Source organism: Rhodococcus sp. T7 (genome assembly GCF_009872365.1).
GTDB lineage: Bacteria > Actinomycetota > Actinomycetes > Mycobacteriales > Mycobacteriaceae > Rhodococcus_F.
The window spans coordinates 21,678-35,990 of the sequence record NZ_WXYH01000379.1 but is presented as its reverse complement, the minus strand read 5'-3'; the positions used below and the strand labels follow the sequence as shown (position 1 = coordinate 35,990).

Genomic DNA, 14,313 nt, shown 5'->3' with positions numbered 1-14,313 from the left:
GACCGCGGGTCGGTCGGCTCCGGAATAGCGGTGGGTGACACCCGCGAACTGCACGTTGGCCATGAATGTTCCTTCTCCTCCTACTGGGGCAGCTTGGGGGTGATCTGACGGTCGACGATCTGCTGGAGTTGCTCCCCGACACCGGCGAAGGTCGTCGCCACGTCTGCGTTCTGGAGCGCGATCTGTTCGAGTCCGGTGCCGATGATCTGGTCGCCGCCGGGCACGAACACCCGGGCGTAGTCCTGCGACCGGGTCTTCGCGAGCTGGTCGACGGCGGTGCGCGCGTTGGGGTTCGCGTCGAGATATGCCTTCATGCCCGGGTCCTCGACCGCGGATTTGCGGACGGGCATGTACCCGACGTTCTGCGAGAAGTACGCGGTGTTCTCCCCGTTCGTCACGAAGTCGATGAACGTGAGCGCGTTCTTCTTCCGCTCGTCGGAGATCCGCGCCGGAATCGCGAGGCCGGCGCCGCCGGTCGGGCAGCCCGGCGCGCCCGACGCGGGGAGGAAGGCGGTGCCGAAGTCGAACGCGGCCGACTTGGTGATCCCCGACAGGTCGCCGGTCGAGGCGATCGTCGACGCGAGGATGCCCGCCCCGAACTCGTTGGCGATGTCGCTCGACACCGCCGCGTATTTCTTCGTGTGGATCATGTCCTTCAGGAAGGTCCCCGCGGCGAGGGTCCTCTCGTCGCCGAACTTCAGGTCCCACTGGTCCGAGTACGCCCCGCCGAACGTCCACACCGGTCCCTCGAACGTCCAGCCGAGGTAGTTCTTGGCGTCGCCCCAGCCGTGGGCCGGCTTGCCGTTGCCCATCACCCGCTGCAGTTCGGGGCCCCACTCGTCGAACTCCTGCCAGGTGGCGGGGCCGCGGTCGGGCAGACCGGCCTGCGCCCAGGCCTGCTTGTTGTAGTAGAACAGCGGCGTCGACCGCGCGTACGGGAGGGCGTAGTGCTTTCCCTGGAACAGGTAGTCGGCCAGCAGCGAGTCGACGTAGTCGGAGGTGTCGACCCCGACCTCGCCGAACAGTCCGTCGAGCGGTTCGACGGCACCGGTCAGGGCGTAGTTGAACCACCACACGTCGGACAGGACCACGACGTCGGGCAGTGCGCCGCCCGACAGTGCCGCGTTGAACTTCTGCGACACCTCCTCGTAGTTCTTCCCGGCGTCGACGAGGTCGACGGTGAGTCCGGGGTGTTCCGCCTGGAAACGGGTGATCAGCTCGCGTTCGACGTCCTGGGACTTGCCCGGGTGGTTGGACCAGAACGTGATGGTGTTCGGATCCCCCGCCGCCCCGGACGCCACCGACGAGCCCGAACCCGAGCCCGCGCAGGCCGTGAGTGCGGCACCGGCGGCCACCGCGCCCGCGATCCCGAGGAATCCCCGGCGATTCATCCGATTCATGTCTCTCCTCGTGTCCGCTATCCCTTGACCGCACCCGACGTGAGGCCCTTGATCATGTGCCGTTGCAGCACAAGGAAAACCACGAGGATCGGCAGCATCGTGAGCACCGTCCCCGCCATGACCGGACCCCAGTCGGTGAGCCCGTCGTTGTTCTGCAGCTGGGTCAGCCCGATCGGCAGCGGCGCGACGGACGCGTCGTCGGCCATCAGGAACGGCCACAGGTATTCGTTCCATTCGGTGACGACGGTGATGATCGCGAATGCCACCATGGTGGGGCCGGACACCGGCAGGACCACCCGCCACAGCAACCGGGCATGGCCGGCGCCGTCCATCCGGGCGGCCTCGATGATCTCGGTGGGTATCGACAGGAAGTGGTTGCGCATCAGGAACGTTCCGAACGCGACGCCCGCGAGAGGAACGATGATGCCGTGGAAGCTGTTCCGCCAACCCCATTCGGCGACGAGGGCGTAGTTGGAGATGACGGTGATCTGGTTGGGCACCATCAACGCCGCGATGATGCCGAGGAACACGAAATTCTTGCCCGGGAACCGCAGGAACACCAGACCGTAGGCGCTGAGGACGCCGAGCACGAACTTCACGGCGGACAGCACTCCGGTGATGATCACCGAGTTGCGCAGAAACGTCCAGAACGGCACCGACGTGGTGGCCTCCGCATAGTTCTCGGGGTGAAAGGTCGCGGGCCACCACGTGACCGGAAGGGTGTAGATGTCCTGGCGATCCTTGAACGACGTCATCACGATCCAGTACAGCGGCAGTGCCACCGCCACCAGCACGGCCACCATCGCGGCGTAGCCGAGCGCCGTCACGAGCGCTTCCCTCCTGCGGTGGTCGCGGGCCGCGTCCACCGTCGCCGGCACCTCCGTGCTGCGCCGCTCGCGCACGGCTCCCGCGGTCACCGGCCGTCCCCGCGATCCATGATCCGCACCTGGTAGACGGTGATTCCGAGCAGGACCAGGAACATGATCGTGGCGATGGTGGCGCCGTATCCGGCCCGGAAGTTGCGGAACGACTCGTTGTAGACCTGGTAGACCATCGTGGTGGTGCCGGTGCCGAGCGGACCACCCCTGGTCATCACGTTGACGATGTCGAACACCTGAAGCGATCCCAGCATCACCGTGATCGAGAGGAAGTAGGTGGTCGGACGCAACTGCGGGAGAACGACCCGGCGGAACGTCGTCCACCCGCTCGCCCCGTCGATCTCCGCGGCCTCCGCCAGTTCGCGTCGCGTACCCTGCAGTGCCGCAAGGTAGATCACGAACGTGTAGCCGAGGTTCTTCCACATGTAGGTGACCGTGACCATGAACAGCGCCCAGTGCGGATCCTGGTAGAAGTCGGGGACGGAGTCGACCCCGACGCGGTGCAGGAGATCCTGGATCAGCCCGAACCGGGGGTCGAACACGAACTGGAACGCCACCCCGATCGCGGCGCCCGAGATGACGAACGGCGCGAAGATCGCGGAGCGAACGAGGTTGCGTCCGTGCAGCTTACGGTCCAGCAGCACGGCGAGCGCGAGACCGGCGACCATCGATCCCACCACGGTCGCGGCGGTGAACACAACGGTGTTCCCGACGATCTGCCAGGTGTCGGGGCGGCTCCACCACTCGCGGTAGTTGCCCAGGCCGACGAACGTGGCGACGGGGTCGGCGATGTTCCAGTCGAAGAACGACAGCCGGATGTTGTCGACCAGCGGACGGTAGGTGAACAGAACGAGCAGAACCAGATTGGGGCCCACCAACGCCGCGAACAGCGCGTAGTCCCGCCACGGACGCCCGAGGAATCCCTGCTTTCCCGGCGACGGCAGGGTTCGTTCCGGACTCGATCTCACTGCGGCAGTCTGACGACCGTTTACGAATAGCCGGTGAATTGCCGGAGCCCGCACATTGAACTGTGCGGGCTACGGCAAAATGCGGGTGCGGATCAGATTCAGCGGTTCCAGTCGCCGAGACCGTCGGAGGCGCTCAGCGTGCCGCCCGCGGTGTTCTGCACCACGACGGCGTCACCCTTCTTCGAGTTCTCGTAGAACCACTTGGCGTCCTCGGTGCTGACGTTGAGGCAGCCGTGGCTGACGTTCGTGTTGCCCTGTGCGTTCACCGACCACGGTGCGGCGTGGACGAAGATGCCGCTGTACGACATGCGGGTGGCGTACTCGACGTACGTGCGGTAGCCCTCGGCAGAGTCGACCGGGACCCCGTACGTGGAGGAGTCCATGTACATGTCACGGAACTTGTCGCCGATGATGTACGTGCCGTTCGGCGTCTCGTGATCGACCTTGCCCATCGACGTCGGCATGGTCTTGACCACCTCGCCGTTGCGGGTGACGGTGATCTGCTTGGTGTTGTCGTCGGCGGTCGCGACGAATGCGTCACCGATGGTGAACGTGGAGTGCGCGTCGCCGGCGTCCACCGTGACCTCGGTGTTCGCGGGCCAGAACTCGGTGGGCTTCCAGCGCACCTGGCTGTCGTTGATCCAGTAGAAGCCGCCCTCGACCGGCTGGCTGGTGGTGACCTTGATGGCCTTCTCGGCGGCGGCGCGGTCGCCGATGGCCTCGTTGAAGCGGATGATCACCGGTTGCGCGACACCCACGACCTCACCCGCACCCGGGTTGAGGGACGGGGCCGAGAAGTTCGCGGGAGCCGGCGCCGGTTCGGGCAGCGGGAGCTGCGGCGCGCCGGGCAGACCGGGCAGGGTGGGAAGACTTGGAATCTCCGGTCCACCGGGAAAGAGCGGCGCGGCCTGTGCGGCCCCGACCAGCGCAGTTCCGGAGACGACGGCCCCGGTCAGTGCGACAGCGACGCGTGACGACCAGTGCTTATTCCTGGATGATCCGATTCCTGACTTGCCCATATGACCACTCTCGTTCGACGACGTGTACAACGCGCGTCCCCGACGGACCTATCAATCGCGCACTGCCATTAACACACATCATCCGGCCGCGAGCAATTTGCCCGCAATCGTTGCCGCTCCGCGGCCTGCGGGCAGTCGGTGTCACCGAGTGGTCAAGAAGAGCTCACGATCAGGTCTCGGCGCGGGCGGCGGCGAGCATGCTCTCGATGGTGATCAGCTTCGTGCGGGTGCGGCCCGCGGCCCTGCCCGCGGCGCGCTCGGTCTTGTCGATCCGCTGCCAGCCCTGGAAGTCGACGGCGTCCGGCGCGCGCTCGGCGATCAGCCGGTCGAGACCCTCACGGTCGGCGGGCGCGTCGAGACGTCCGGCGGAGAAGTCGTCGATGAGCATCCTGACCGTCTCCGCGGAGCAGTACTTGTTGGTGCCGATCACGCCCGTCGGCCCACGCTTGATCCATCCCGCCACGTACACGCCGGGTACCGGCGCACCGGTCTCCGGATCGATCACCCGGCCGTTCTCGTTGGGGATGACGCCGCGCCGGTCGTCGAACGGGATGCCGGACACCGGCTGACCGCGGTAGCCGATCGAGCGCAGCACCAGGCCGGTGTCCAGAGTCGAGGTGTCGTCGGACGGTTTGGCACTGAGCCTGCCGGACGCGTCCGCGACCATCTCGTTCTTCGCGATGCGCACCGATTCGACGGCGTCGGTGCCGAGAATTTCCACGGGCGAGGTCAGGAAGCGCAGCACGATCCGCTTCTTCGCCGGATCGGCGGTGCGCCGGGCGAACTCCTCGACCTGGCGCACCTTGTGGCGCTGCCACGGCTCCGCGTCGTCGCCGTCGATGAACGCGCGGCTCGCCGGGTCGAGCACAGCTTCCTCTGGGTCGACGACGACGTCGACGTTCGGCATGCGCCCGAGCGCCAGGAGTTCGGGGTTGGTGTACGCGGCCTGGGCGGGGCCCCGGCGGCCGAGGATGACGACCTCACGGATATTGCTCGCCCGCAGCGCCTCGAGAGCGTGGTCGGCGAGATCCGTCGTGGCCAGGACCTCCGGGTCGGTGACGAGGATGCGGGCCACGTCGAGCGCCACGTTGCCGTTGCCGACGATGACGGCCCGCTCCCCCGACAGATCGAACGTGCGGTCGGCGTAGTCGGGATGACCGTTGTACCAGGCCACGAACTCGGTGGCGGCGTGGCTCCCGGCGAGATCCTCGCCGGGAATGCCCAGTTCGCGGTCGCCAGCCGCGCCGACCGCGTAGATGACGGCGTGGTGGTGCGCAAGCAGTTCCTCGTGGGTCACGTCCGTGCCCACGTTCACGTTGAAATGGCAGTGCACCGTCCGCTTGCCGACCACCGAACGGAACTGGTCCGTGACGCCCTTCGTGCCCGGATGATCCGGGGCGACGCCGGCACGCACCAGCCCGTACGGGGTGGGCAGACGGTCGAAGATGTCGACCTCGACGCGAGGCTTCGCCGTCAGTTCCATCGCGGCGTAGCAGGCGGCCGGGCCCGACCCGACGACCGCGACGTGGAGCGTGCCGAGGGCTGCGTCGATCTGCGGCAGCTTGAGCGGCTCGGGCCAGTCGGGGCCGATCGGGTGCTTGGCGTAGTACTGCGCGTTGATGTCGAGGTACGGCTCGTCGACCTCGTCGAGGTCGTTCTCCGCGTAGATGGCCTCCACCGGGCACTCCTCGACGCAGGCCCCGCAGTCGATGCAGGTGTCCGGGTCGATGTACAGCATTTCCGTGCTCGCGAACGGCTTCTCGTCCGGTGTGGGATGGATGCAGTTGACCGGACAGACGTCGACGCACGACGCGTCGTTGCAGCACGGCTGCGTGATCACATATGCCACGGTTCTCCCCTACCTGAGTACGCGCAGTCCGAAGTCGAGATATGACCCCAGACTATAACGTGTTCCACTTTTGTGCGAGAACCGTGCGCGAGGTCAGACCGCGTCGCCCGGCTCCACCCGGAATCCGACCTTGACCGTGACCTGGTAGTGCGCGATGGCGCCGTTCTCGACGTGGCCCCTGGTGTTGACGACCTCGAACCACTCGACGTTCCGCACGGTCTCGTTGGTCCGCGCAATGGCGTTCTTGATGGCCTGATCGGTGCTGTCGCTCGACGAACCGACGACCTCGACAACTCGGTACACGTGATCACTCATCAGGATTCCTTTCGTGGGTTACTTGCCGTTCCGGACGATCGCCTGTGCCTCGACACCGAGCCGGGCCAGACGAAGATCACCGAGAGCCGTGAAGGAACTGCCGAGACGGTTGGTGACGAACCCCAGGGACAGTCCGCTGTCGAGGTCCGCGTAGGCGCCGGACCCGCCGACCCCGTAGTGCCCGATCGCGTTCCGTGGTTGTTCCAGGGAGGCGAGCATCGGCCGGTGGTAGCCGAGCGACCACTGCGGGCGGATACCGAGGACGTAGTCGCGGTCGCGGGTCTGCACCTCCGCCATCCGCGCGATGGTGGACTTGCGCAGGAACCGGCGTCCGTCAAGCTTGCCCCCGTTGGCGATGGCGCCGTACATCCGCGCGAGCGCCCGCGCGCTGAACACGCCGTTCCAGCCGGGCATCACCGCGTCGTGGACCGCGGGGTTCCGGACCAGCGCGTCGAATCCCTGCGGCATCGCCGCCTCGGCGAGCCCGCGAGTGGGGCCGACGAGCGACAGCATGTTCGAGGTGAGCTCCCAGTTGAGTCCGGCCGGGTTGATGTGCGGGAACAGCTTCGCGATCCGTGGACGGTGCTGTCCGGGAACCTGATACCAGAAGTCGTCGACACCGAGCGGGCCCGCGATTTCGTCCTGCACGACCTGCACGAACGGCTTTCCGGTGACGCGAGCGATCAGTTCGGCCACCAGCCACCCGTAGGTGACGGCGTGATACCCGGGCCCGCGCAGCCTGCGCGGATCCGCCGAGGCGGCCGCGAGGGCCTCCACGACGGCATCGTATTCGAGGAGGTCGAGCGGGCTCCGCATCAGCCCCCGGACCTTGTGCAGTCCGGCCCGGTGGGTGAGGAGTTCGCGGACGGTGATGTCGTCCTTGCCCGCCGCACCGAATTCGGGCCAGTAACGCGCCACGGGGGCGTCGTAGTCGATCAGCCTGCGTTCGGCGAGCCGGTGGACGACCGTGCTGGCCACGCCTTTTCCGGTCGAGAACGACAGTGCGACGGTGTCGCGGTCCCACCGGCGGTCGCGGTCTGCCCAGCCGGCCCAGATGTCGAGGACCTTCTCGCCCCGGAAGTACGCGGTGAGCGCCCCGCCGCCGTGCTGAGGCTGCCGGTACATCGCGAAGAATCGGTCGGCGAGCGGCAGGAACCGCGGATCGACGTGCAGTTCCGTCCGTGGCACGGACGCGGGCCGGGAAACTCGAACGCTGGTCGTCATCGACCACCTCCGATCTCGCTGCCGTAAGTCCTACGGCAGGCGCGTCAGCCCATTGTGACTACCGTCACCATACGACGCGGACCGGGGTGGCGTTCAGGGAAGCCGCCACACTGTTATGCCATCGCTCAGACACGCTTGACCTGCAAGGAAATTGATGGCCAGGGAGGGGCCGGCCGCACACACCACGCCTTTGCCCGGATCCGCGACGAGCGCCTGCCCACCGGGACCGCTCAGCACCAGCGCCGGACCGACGCCGTCGACCGTTCCGATGGCGACGCTCTCGGGCCCGACCGCGACCGCGGCGACGACGCCGCCTTTCGCCTCGGCCGCGCCGACACCGCCGCCCAGTCCTGCCCCGAGCGCCGCTCCCGCGCGGGCCGCGTCGGCGAAACCGACACCGTCGGTGCCCAAGGCCGCCGAATTGCTGCTCCTATCGGCGTTGGCCCCGCATGCGGTGCGGTCGACGACCGTCGTGTTTCCCCGGCCCGGTGGTGACACACAAGAGAGGGAGACGGCCGACGCGGTGGCAGGCGCGATCATCAGAGTCCCGAGTGCCGTCGCGACGACACCGACGACGAGTCCGGTAGTTCCGACCGTCTTACGTTCCATGGCGACCTCACATTGTTCCCGACCCGACCGTCCCGAGCCTACGTGAGCGCCGGCTATTTGCGGTCTCGGTCCCGACTCGGTTGTACCCGCTTGGGTTCCCCGGGCATTTTGGGGGTGCCTACCTGTTGACCACTATGCTGAACAGGGTATTTGCAGGTCGCGTACGAGCGGAATGCACCCAGTTATCGGGCGAATGCAAGGGTCTGACAGCCGCTCCGGAGGTCGAGTTTCAAATGCAACAGTATGACAACAGCAACGACGATGCGATCGGGGTCACCCGTTCGGGTCGCATCGTGCCGCGCCCACCCGACGAAGTCGTCGAGCGCGTCATCCCACTCCTCCTAGCCGCAGCGAAGCGCGCCGACGCCAGAAGACGTGCGTCCGGCCCGACGAAGCTCACCGACTGGGTTCCAGATCTAGCCAATGAACTTGGGAAGCCGGAGACGGTCGTCCACCTCTGGGCGCAGCGCGCGGCCGGAGAACTCGGCGTCAACTGGGGCATGGAGATGAACGCAGGCGACGTAGACGCGATCACCAAGGCCGTGAGAAAGCGGTACGGCAGCTGACTTGAACGACCGGTTCAGGGTTCGGCCGTCGGGAAGGACGGGGTGCTGGCCACACTCCAGCGTCCGCCTAGGTCGCGTACCTTCGACGGCAACCCGTGCCGGACCACAACACCAGCTCGCAACCCGTCCCTTGTCCCCCTGCATCACTCGGTGCACGGCCGGGTTTTACGTCCAGCAGGACTCCAGCCGAAGCCTTCTCCGCTACGTGGAGGCAGCACCGAGCCCAGGGCACCCCGTCCGTGCGCCCGGCAGGTGTACACACAATCCATCCACAGCATGTTAGTAAGTCGCTTCCCAAGAGCGTCGAGCGCGACTAAGCGGAATGCGAACAAGCTTTCGAGCGCGTCTCACCCAACGAGTCACATCCATGTCATACACTTCACCTGTGACCGAGACGTTTATTGACCTTTTCGCTGGTGCGGGGGGGTTGTCCTGGGGCTTGCAGGACTCCGGAATGAAGTGCTTGCTGGCCTCCGACCACTGGGCACCCGCCGTCCAGACGTACCGGCACAACATGCCAGACCATCCGGTCATCGAGGCCGACATCCGCGATCTGTCGATTGCTCGTCTCCGTCGTGAGCTAGGCGAGAAACCCGATTGGGTGGTCGGCGGACCGCCCTGCCAGGGCTACAGCACGGTGGGCAAGCGCAACCGGAGCGACCCTCGCAATGTCCTCTTTCTTGAGTTCCGGCGCATCGTCAAGGGCCTACGCCCTAAGGGCTTCGTAATCGAAAACGTGCTTGGTCTTAAGGACATGAGTTTCGAGCAGGAAGTGGCCGAGTCATTTCGAGAACTCGGTTATCGGGTTCAGTTCATGGTTCTAACTGCTGCCGAGCACGGCGTGCCACAGCTGCGCCGTCGAGTTGTATTTGTCGGGCATCTCGACCGTGGTCTATTCCAAGGTCCGCCCGTCACACGCGATTCGGAAACCTTCGTAACCGTCGCGGATGCAATCGACGACCTTCCCGTGGTGGGACCGGGCGAATCGGCATCGCGGTACCGTCGCGCACCGCGCACCGTCTACCAGAAGGAAATGCGTCTCCCCAGCGACAAGGAGATTCAAGGTCACCTCGTTAGCAAGCACCCCGAACAGCTTGTGCACGCAATCTCTTTCATCCCCGATGGTGGGAACCGGCAGTCGATACCACCCGAATTTCAACCGAAGTCCGGCTTCCACAATTCGTACAGTCGACTTGCATCATGGTTGCCCGCCGTCGCCGTGACCCAAAACCTTGGAAAGCCGTCGGGGACTCGTTGCATCCACCCGACGCAGCACCGTGGATTGACAACTCGTGAAGGTGCACGACTTCAATCGTTCCCGGATCGGTTCCACTTCCTTGGAGGTGTCACTGACCAACGTCAGCAGGTTGGAAACGCAGTGCCTCCTAAGCTCGCCGAGGCGCTCGGTTTGGCATTGCAAGATCCAATGCGGTGGTTCTGACAAAAATATGAGCCAACTTCACAGGCGCGGCGGTAACCCGTCGCTCGGAAGCATGTGCGCGAAACTCGGCTATCCGCAGGATTTCGCCGACCGCCCCGTCAGCGCCGGGCAACCTTTAACCGAATCCGTCGAGTGGATAACCAACCACCGGCCGAAGGGCCAAAATCACTGGCCTGGACTCGCATTGGCCTTTATCGCGCAAGCTGAAGAGTTGTTGGCTGCAGAGGGTGTGGACTCACTCCCTGACGTATTCATGTCCAACCCGCCCGAGACTGGTCGCGCTGGAGCACGCACGATCAATACGATGAACATCACTCGCTCGGATGGCGGCGAATCGTCGAAGCTTCGTCCGCACTACAACAACGCGATGGAACTCATCAAGTACACGCTGCTGCGCAACTTTCCTAGCAGTCCAGGGCATGCCACTCAGTCATGGCCAGCATATCGACCGCTCGTCGGCATGATCTTCGCTATGTCCCCAGGGGAGCGGCGCGCACTCGCCGAGTACGTCTGGACTGAATGGGTGCTTCCACTCCCGGAGTTCCAGATTGCACAGGTCAGGGATCGCGTAGTTCGACCTTTCGAGCTTGTCCTCGCGAAGATGCCAACCGTGGGCCCAAAGATTCCGGGCGGAGCGATGCTGCAAGCCCTTACCTATGGCTACCTGCTGGCCGACTCCCCGAACCTCATCTTGGAGTCACACAGCGTAAACACAGGTTCGGCACGCGCAAAGATGCTCGGAGATGTCGACGGCTTTCGCGGAAACGAGCCCGAGCTGGCCGCGGAAGTAAAAGATATGGAGCTGAACGAGAGTAACGTGGAGGATCAACTCGGGGGTTTCCTGGAAGATCTCGCCGCTGCCCCGAATGCGACAGCCGTCGTGGTCTGCAAAAACATCACGGACGATGGCCGCGCAATTATTGAGAAACGAAATATTACCGTGCTCACGGTCTCCGATTTGATCAGAACCGTCAGCGTATGGGATCTTCCGAAACAGCAAGAAGCCCTCCGTGGCGTCGACTATTACCTCGGACGAATCCAAAAATCGAAGGCAGCACTTAACCATTTCCGAAGTTTCCTTGAAGGAAACAATCTCGACGGTGGAATGACAACCCCAGCCGACGAGTCGAAAGCATCAGTGGAAGATACAAATTTGAATCCCGGATAGGTACATCCATACCCCTAGGGCGAGCAAACAGCGACGTATGCCCGGCACCGTCATCACCCCGGAATCTGGTGGCGGATCCACCGCACCGGTCCCCACAACCGAAATCTTACCCCTCTGACCTGCAGTTTTCCTGTCAGAATTTCCCCTTAGAGAGGGAAACGCCGCCCGACCCGGGGTCGCCTCCCGCGCGTGCGTACGGCCGCATACCCACCCCCCCCTATCCGCTATACCATGGTGGGGTATGCCAGTCAAGGCACGGTCCAAGCTATTTCAAACAATGGTCGCTGAATAAGTGCTAAGTAACTCACTGAATAAAGTGCTAAGTAACACACAGCGAGCCACACAGCACAGCGCAGCAATGGTGTGGGTAATGGCAAGGGCACAGCACAGCGAAGGGTACAGCGAGGCACACAGCAGGCAGCAGCACACGGCACAGCGAAGCGACACACACAGCACAGCGAGTCAGTCGAGTCAGTGTGTGAGTTGAATCAATTGTGTTTCGTATGAGTGTGATTGAGTGTGTGTGTCATGAGTGTGTATGTGTGTCAATGCATGTGGTGTGTGTGCATGTGGTGTGTGTGCATGTGGTGTGTCATGCATGTGGTGTGTGGTGTGGGTATGGGCACGTACACAGCACAGGCATGCACACACAGGGCTACACACAGGCACACAGGCACACAGGCAAGGGCTGTAGTGGTGTGTGGTGTGTAGTGGTGTGGTGTGGGTATGGACACAAGGGCACAGCGCTACACACAGCGCAGCGAGGCACACAGGGCTAGCAATGGTGTGGTGTGAGGCATAGGTGGGTAGGGCTACCAGCGACGAGTAAAGCGAAGTGGCGCGGCTGGCTTGGGAGTAACGCCGGGCCGTCCTGGCGGTGGCACGATCGACTGCCTCGGCGTGCTCGACGACGCGATTGGTTCCCGGGCGGCTTTCCTGGCGTTGCATGCCAGATGCGCCAGCGCGCAGTTTGCCTCGTCGAACGGATCTCCGCCCTCGGCGATACTGACGACGTGGTCGACCGAGCAGGACCAGCGTGAGCGCGGCGGTACGTCGTTCGGAATCGGAATCCCGCAGAGATAACAGACCCACTGACGTTCCTTCTTCAGCTTGACCGTGAGCTGCCGCCAACGATGCGTACGCAGGTAGGGCCTGGAGATCGACGACATGGGGTCCTTCACTGTCTGCGGGAAACCGAACTCGGCCGACCGGTGACGCCAATCTCGCAGCGCGGTCGAGGCCGGTTCCCGTTGCGTCAGGCCGGACTCTCGAAGCGGGCCGGACGCATGTCCATCATAGGCGACAGATCCCCCGAGGCCTGGTGCGCCAGAATCTCGGGGGCCTGCCGTTGTTCGGGCGTGATGCCGCACTCCGTGATGGAGCCGCCAGCCCTGCTCGCCCTGGCACCGACGACTTCCACGAAGACGGTGCCTGGGCGAACGAATTTAGGCCGTGGTCGGAACGTTCAACATCCGGAACGCGTTCGGGATCACGGCGTCGGCACCTGTGCGCCAGTGGAAGAACACGCCGCGCTCACCGGTGGGCGAGACAGCCGTGCCGGAGGGGTTCGAGAACACGTGCGGGACGAGTTCGACGCTTGCCCCGATGCGGTCGGCCACCACGAACCCGGCCTTGAAGTCGCCGTAGATCGCGAGGTAGTTCGTCTCGGTGGCGGTCGCGTTGACCGCACTGTCCATCGTGCTGAATTCATTCACGCCGCGTCCCAGGAGCGTACGCGGGTTCGACTGCATGCCCGGGAACTTCAGCGATCCGTTCGCCGTCTCGAACTGTGCGAACTGGTTGATCGTCGGGAGCGCCATCGCCCACTGTGCATTCGGGGAGAACCTCGGAGGGAGCGCGTTCTGCACGGCGTAGGCATCCGCAGCCGCGAGAGCTTCGGTACCGGTGCCGTTGACGATCACCGAGGGGCTGGCCGCCGCGAGCGCGGTGACGATGCCCTTCGGCTTGTTCGTCCCGTCGCCGGTGATGAACGCGATCGCCTCGAGCTGATCTTTGGCGTCCGCGAGCAGCTTGCCCAGCTCGGCGAGGAGGTTGGCCGAGTCTTCGAACTGTTCGATCGAGAAGGCCGTGAACGCCGCGCCCTTGTGGACCGGAATCTCCGGCTGCGCCAGGGTCGGGCTGTTCTCGGAGACCACATTCGCCTCGGGAATCCAGGCCGTGGACACTCCGGCGCTCGTGACACCGTGCCACGCGTTCGAAGTCACCTGGACGACGCGTGCGATCTGCCGGATGGGATTCACCGATCCGTTGTTGGTGAGCAGGATCGTCGGGTCGAGCTGGAACGGCAGCAAGGCCGAACCGGTGCCGGATTCGAGGAGGGAGCGCTCCGACGCGATGGCCGCCACATCTCGCCAGGCCTGGTGTTCCTGCGGGGTCCAGAGCAAGTGCCCCTTGGAGGGATCGCGCAGCATCTTGCTGAACGCCTCGCGGTAGGAATCGGAGCCGGTGACCGCGACCCAGCGGGCGGCGAAGGAGTCGGCCCGGGTGAGCCTCTCGGCTGTTTCTGCGGCGTGGTCGGGCAGATCGCCGGACTGCTCGGAGCGCTCGATGGTGCGGAGCGCGTTGTCGCGCACGGAGTCGCGTGGAGACCGGTCGCGATGGATGACGCCGGGATCGCTGCCCCGTTCGGTAAGCCCGGGAGTGTCAGCGAGTGCGCGGAGCTGCGCCTGCCGCTTGTCCCGCTGGGCGAGTTCGGCCTTGATCTCGTCGATGCGGTCGGCCACGGTGTCGAACCGGGTGGCGTCCTCGCCTTCGAGTGCTCCGCCGCGCGTGGACAGTGCCGCGAGTTCCTGTGCTTCGGCGCGGAGTACGTCGAGTTCGGCACGGAGTTCGTCGTTTGTTGTGATCATGATGTT

The 14,313-nt window shown here is 64.7% G+C and carries 13 protein-coding genes; 3 read left to right on the top strand and 10 right to left on the bottom strand.

What is annotated here, in order from left to right:
* Nucleotides 1-80: 80 nt before the first annotated feature.
* The 8 genes from MLGJGCBP_RS41810 to MLGJGCBP_RS41775 form a co-directional block, all read right to left on the bottom strand.
* Complete coding sequence (locus tag MLGJGCBP_RS41810; RefSeq protein WP_160103411.1) at nt 81-1,400, bottom strand: ABC transporter substrate-binding protein; 1,320 nt, start codon at nt 1,398-1,400, stop codon at nt 81-83.
* A 17-nt stretch (nt 1,401-1,417) separates the two neighbouring features.
* Nucleotides 1,418-2,317, bottom strand: coding sequence for a carbohydrate ABC transporter permease (locus tag MLGJGCBP_RS41805; protein WP_160103403.1), 900 nt, complete (start codon nt 2,315-2,317; stop codon nt 1,418-1,420).
* The gene (locus MLGJGCBP_RS41800; protein ID WP_442972152.1) at nt 2,314-3,285 is read right to left on the bottom strand and encodes a carbohydrate ABC transporter permease; all 972 of its coding nucleotides are present in this window, start codon (nt 3,283-3,285) and stop codon (nt 2,314-2,316) included. Before MLGJGCBP_RS41800 ends, MLGJGCBP_RS41805 begins: the two co-directional genes overlap by 4 nt.
* 59 nt (nt 3,286-3,344) lie before the next feature.
* The gene (locus MLGJGCBP_RS41795; RefSeq protein WP_160103401.1) at nt 3,345-4,265 is read right to left on the bottom strand and encodes a L,D-transpeptidase; all 921 of its coding nucleotides are present in this window, start codon (nt 4,263-4,265) and stop codon (nt 3,345-3,347) included.
* 169 nt (nt 4,266-4,434) lie between these two features.
* A complete protein-coding gene (locus MLGJGCBP_RS41790) occupies nt 4,435-6,114 on the bottom strand; it encodes an FAD-dependent oxidoreductase (RefSeq protein WP_160103399.1) in 1,680 nt (559 codons plus the stop codon).
* Between the two features lie 93 nt (nt 6,115-6,207).
* Complete coding sequence (locus MLGJGCBP_RS41785; RefSeq protein WP_087556818.1) at nt 6,208-6,429, bottom strand: dodecin; 222 nt, start codon at nt 6,427-6,429, stop codon at nt 6,208-6,210.
* Nucleotides 6,430-6,447: 18 nt separating this feature from the next.
* Complete coding sequence (locus MLGJGCBP_RS41780) at nt 6,448-7,653, bottom strand: serine hydrolase domain-containing protein (RefSeq protein WP_160103397.1); 1,206 nt, start codon at nt 7,651-7,653, stop codon at nt 6,448-6,450.
* A 93-nt stretch (nt 7,654-7,746) separates the two neighbouring features.
* Nucleotides 7,747-8,262 (bottom strand): DUF6764 family protein, encoded by a 516-nt coding sequence (locus tag MLGJGCBP_RS41775; RefSeq protein WP_160103395.1) that lies wholly within the window; start codon nt 8,260-8,262, stop codon nt 7,747-7,749.
* Between the two features lie 233 nt (nt 8,263-8,495).
* Here MLGJGCBP_RS41775 and MLGJGCBP_RS41770 point away from each other — a divergent pair, with 233 nt between their 5' ends.
* The 3 genes from MLGJGCBP_RS41770 to MLGJGCBP_RS41760 all read left to right on the top strand — a co-directional run bounded on the left by MLGJGCBP_RS41770 (nt 8,496) and on the right by MLGJGCBP_RS41760 (nt 11,437).
* Complete coding sequence (locus tag MLGJGCBP_RS41770; RefSeq protein ID WP_160103393.1) at nt 8,496-8,828, top strand: hypothetical protein; 333 nt, start codon at nt 8,496-8,498, stop codon at nt 8,826-8,828.
* A gap of 322 nt (nt 8,829-9,150) precedes the next feature.
* The gene (locus tag MLGJGCBP_RS41765) at nt 9,151-10,269 is read left to right on the top strand and encodes a DNA cytosine methyltransferase (RefSeq protein ID WP_328799676.1); all 1,119 of its coding nucleotides are present in this window, start codon (nt 9,151-9,153) and stop codon (nt 10,267-10,269) included.
* A gap of 7 nt (nt 10,270-10,276) precedes the next feature.
* Nucleotides 10,277-11,437, top strand: a complete 1,161-nt coding sequence (locus MLGJGCBP_RS41760; protein WP_160103389.1) for a hypothetical protein — start codon at nt 10,277-10,279, stop codon at nt 11,435-11,437.
* Nucleotides 11,438-12,249: 812 nt separating this feature from the next.
* Here the strand turns inward: MLGJGCBP_RS41760 and MLGJGCBP_RS41755 are convergent.
* Both MLGJGCBP_RS41755 and MLGJGCBP_RS41750 read right to left on the bottom strand, forming a co-directional pair.
* Nucleotides 12,250-12,606 carry an HNH endonuclease gene (locus MLGJGCBP_RS41755; RefSeq protein WP_160103387.1) on the bottom strand — a complete coding sequence of 119 codons (357 nt, stop codon included), beginning with the start codon at nt 12,604-12,606 and terminating at the stop codon, nt 12,250-12,252.
* 276 nt (nt 12,607-12,882) lie between these two features.
* On the bottom strand, nt 12,883-14,307 hold the full coding sequence (locus tag MLGJGCBP_RS41750) for a phage major capsid protein (protein WP_160103385.1): 1,425 nt from the start codon (nt 14,305-14,307) through the stop codon (nt 12,883-12,885).
* Nucleotides 14,308-14,313 lie beyond the last annotated feature (6 nt).

Coding starts and splice junctions, on each gene's coding strand:
- MLGJGCBP_RS41810 (WP_160103411.1), bottom strand. CDS start 1,400: ATGAATCGGATGAATCGCCGGGGATTCCTCGGGATCGCGGGCGCGGTG.
- MLGJGCBP_RS41795 (WP_160103401.1), bottom strand. CDS start 4,265: ATGGGCAAGTCAGGAATCGGATCATCCAGGAATAAGCACTGGTCGTCA.
- MLGJGCBP_RS41785 (WP_087556818.1), bottom strand. CDS start 6,429: ATGAGTGATCACGTGTACCGAGTTGTCGAGGTCGTCGGTTCGTCGAGC.
- MLGJGCBP_RS41780 (WP_160103397.1), bottom strand. CDS start 7,653: ATGACGACCAGCGTTCGAGTTTCCCGGCCCGCGTCCGTGCCACGGACG.
- MLGJGCBP_RS41775 (WP_160103395.1), bottom strand. CDS start 8,262: ATGGAACGTAAGACGGTCGGAACTACCGGACTCGTCGTCGGTGTCGTC.
- MLGJGCBP_RS41770 (WP_160103393.1), top strand. CDS start 8,496: ATGCAACAGTATGACAACAGCAACGACGATGCGATCGGGGTCACCCGT.
- MLGJGCBP_RS41765 (WP_328799676.1), top strand. CDS start 9,151: ATGCGAACAAGCTTTCGAGCGCGTCTCACCCAACGAGTCACATCCATG.
- MLGJGCBP_RS41760 (WP_160103389.1), top strand. CDS start 10,277: ATGAGCCAACTTCACAGGCGCGGCGGTAACCCGTCGCTCGGAAGCATG.
- MLGJGCBP_RS41755 (WP_160103387.1), bottom strand. CDS start 12,606: ATGTCGTCGATCTCCAGGCCCTACCTGCGTACGCATCGTTGGCGGCAG.
- MLGJGCBP_RS41750 (WP_160103385.1), bottom strand. CDS start 14,307: ATGATCACAACAAACGACGAACTCCGTGCCGAACTCGACGTACTCCGC.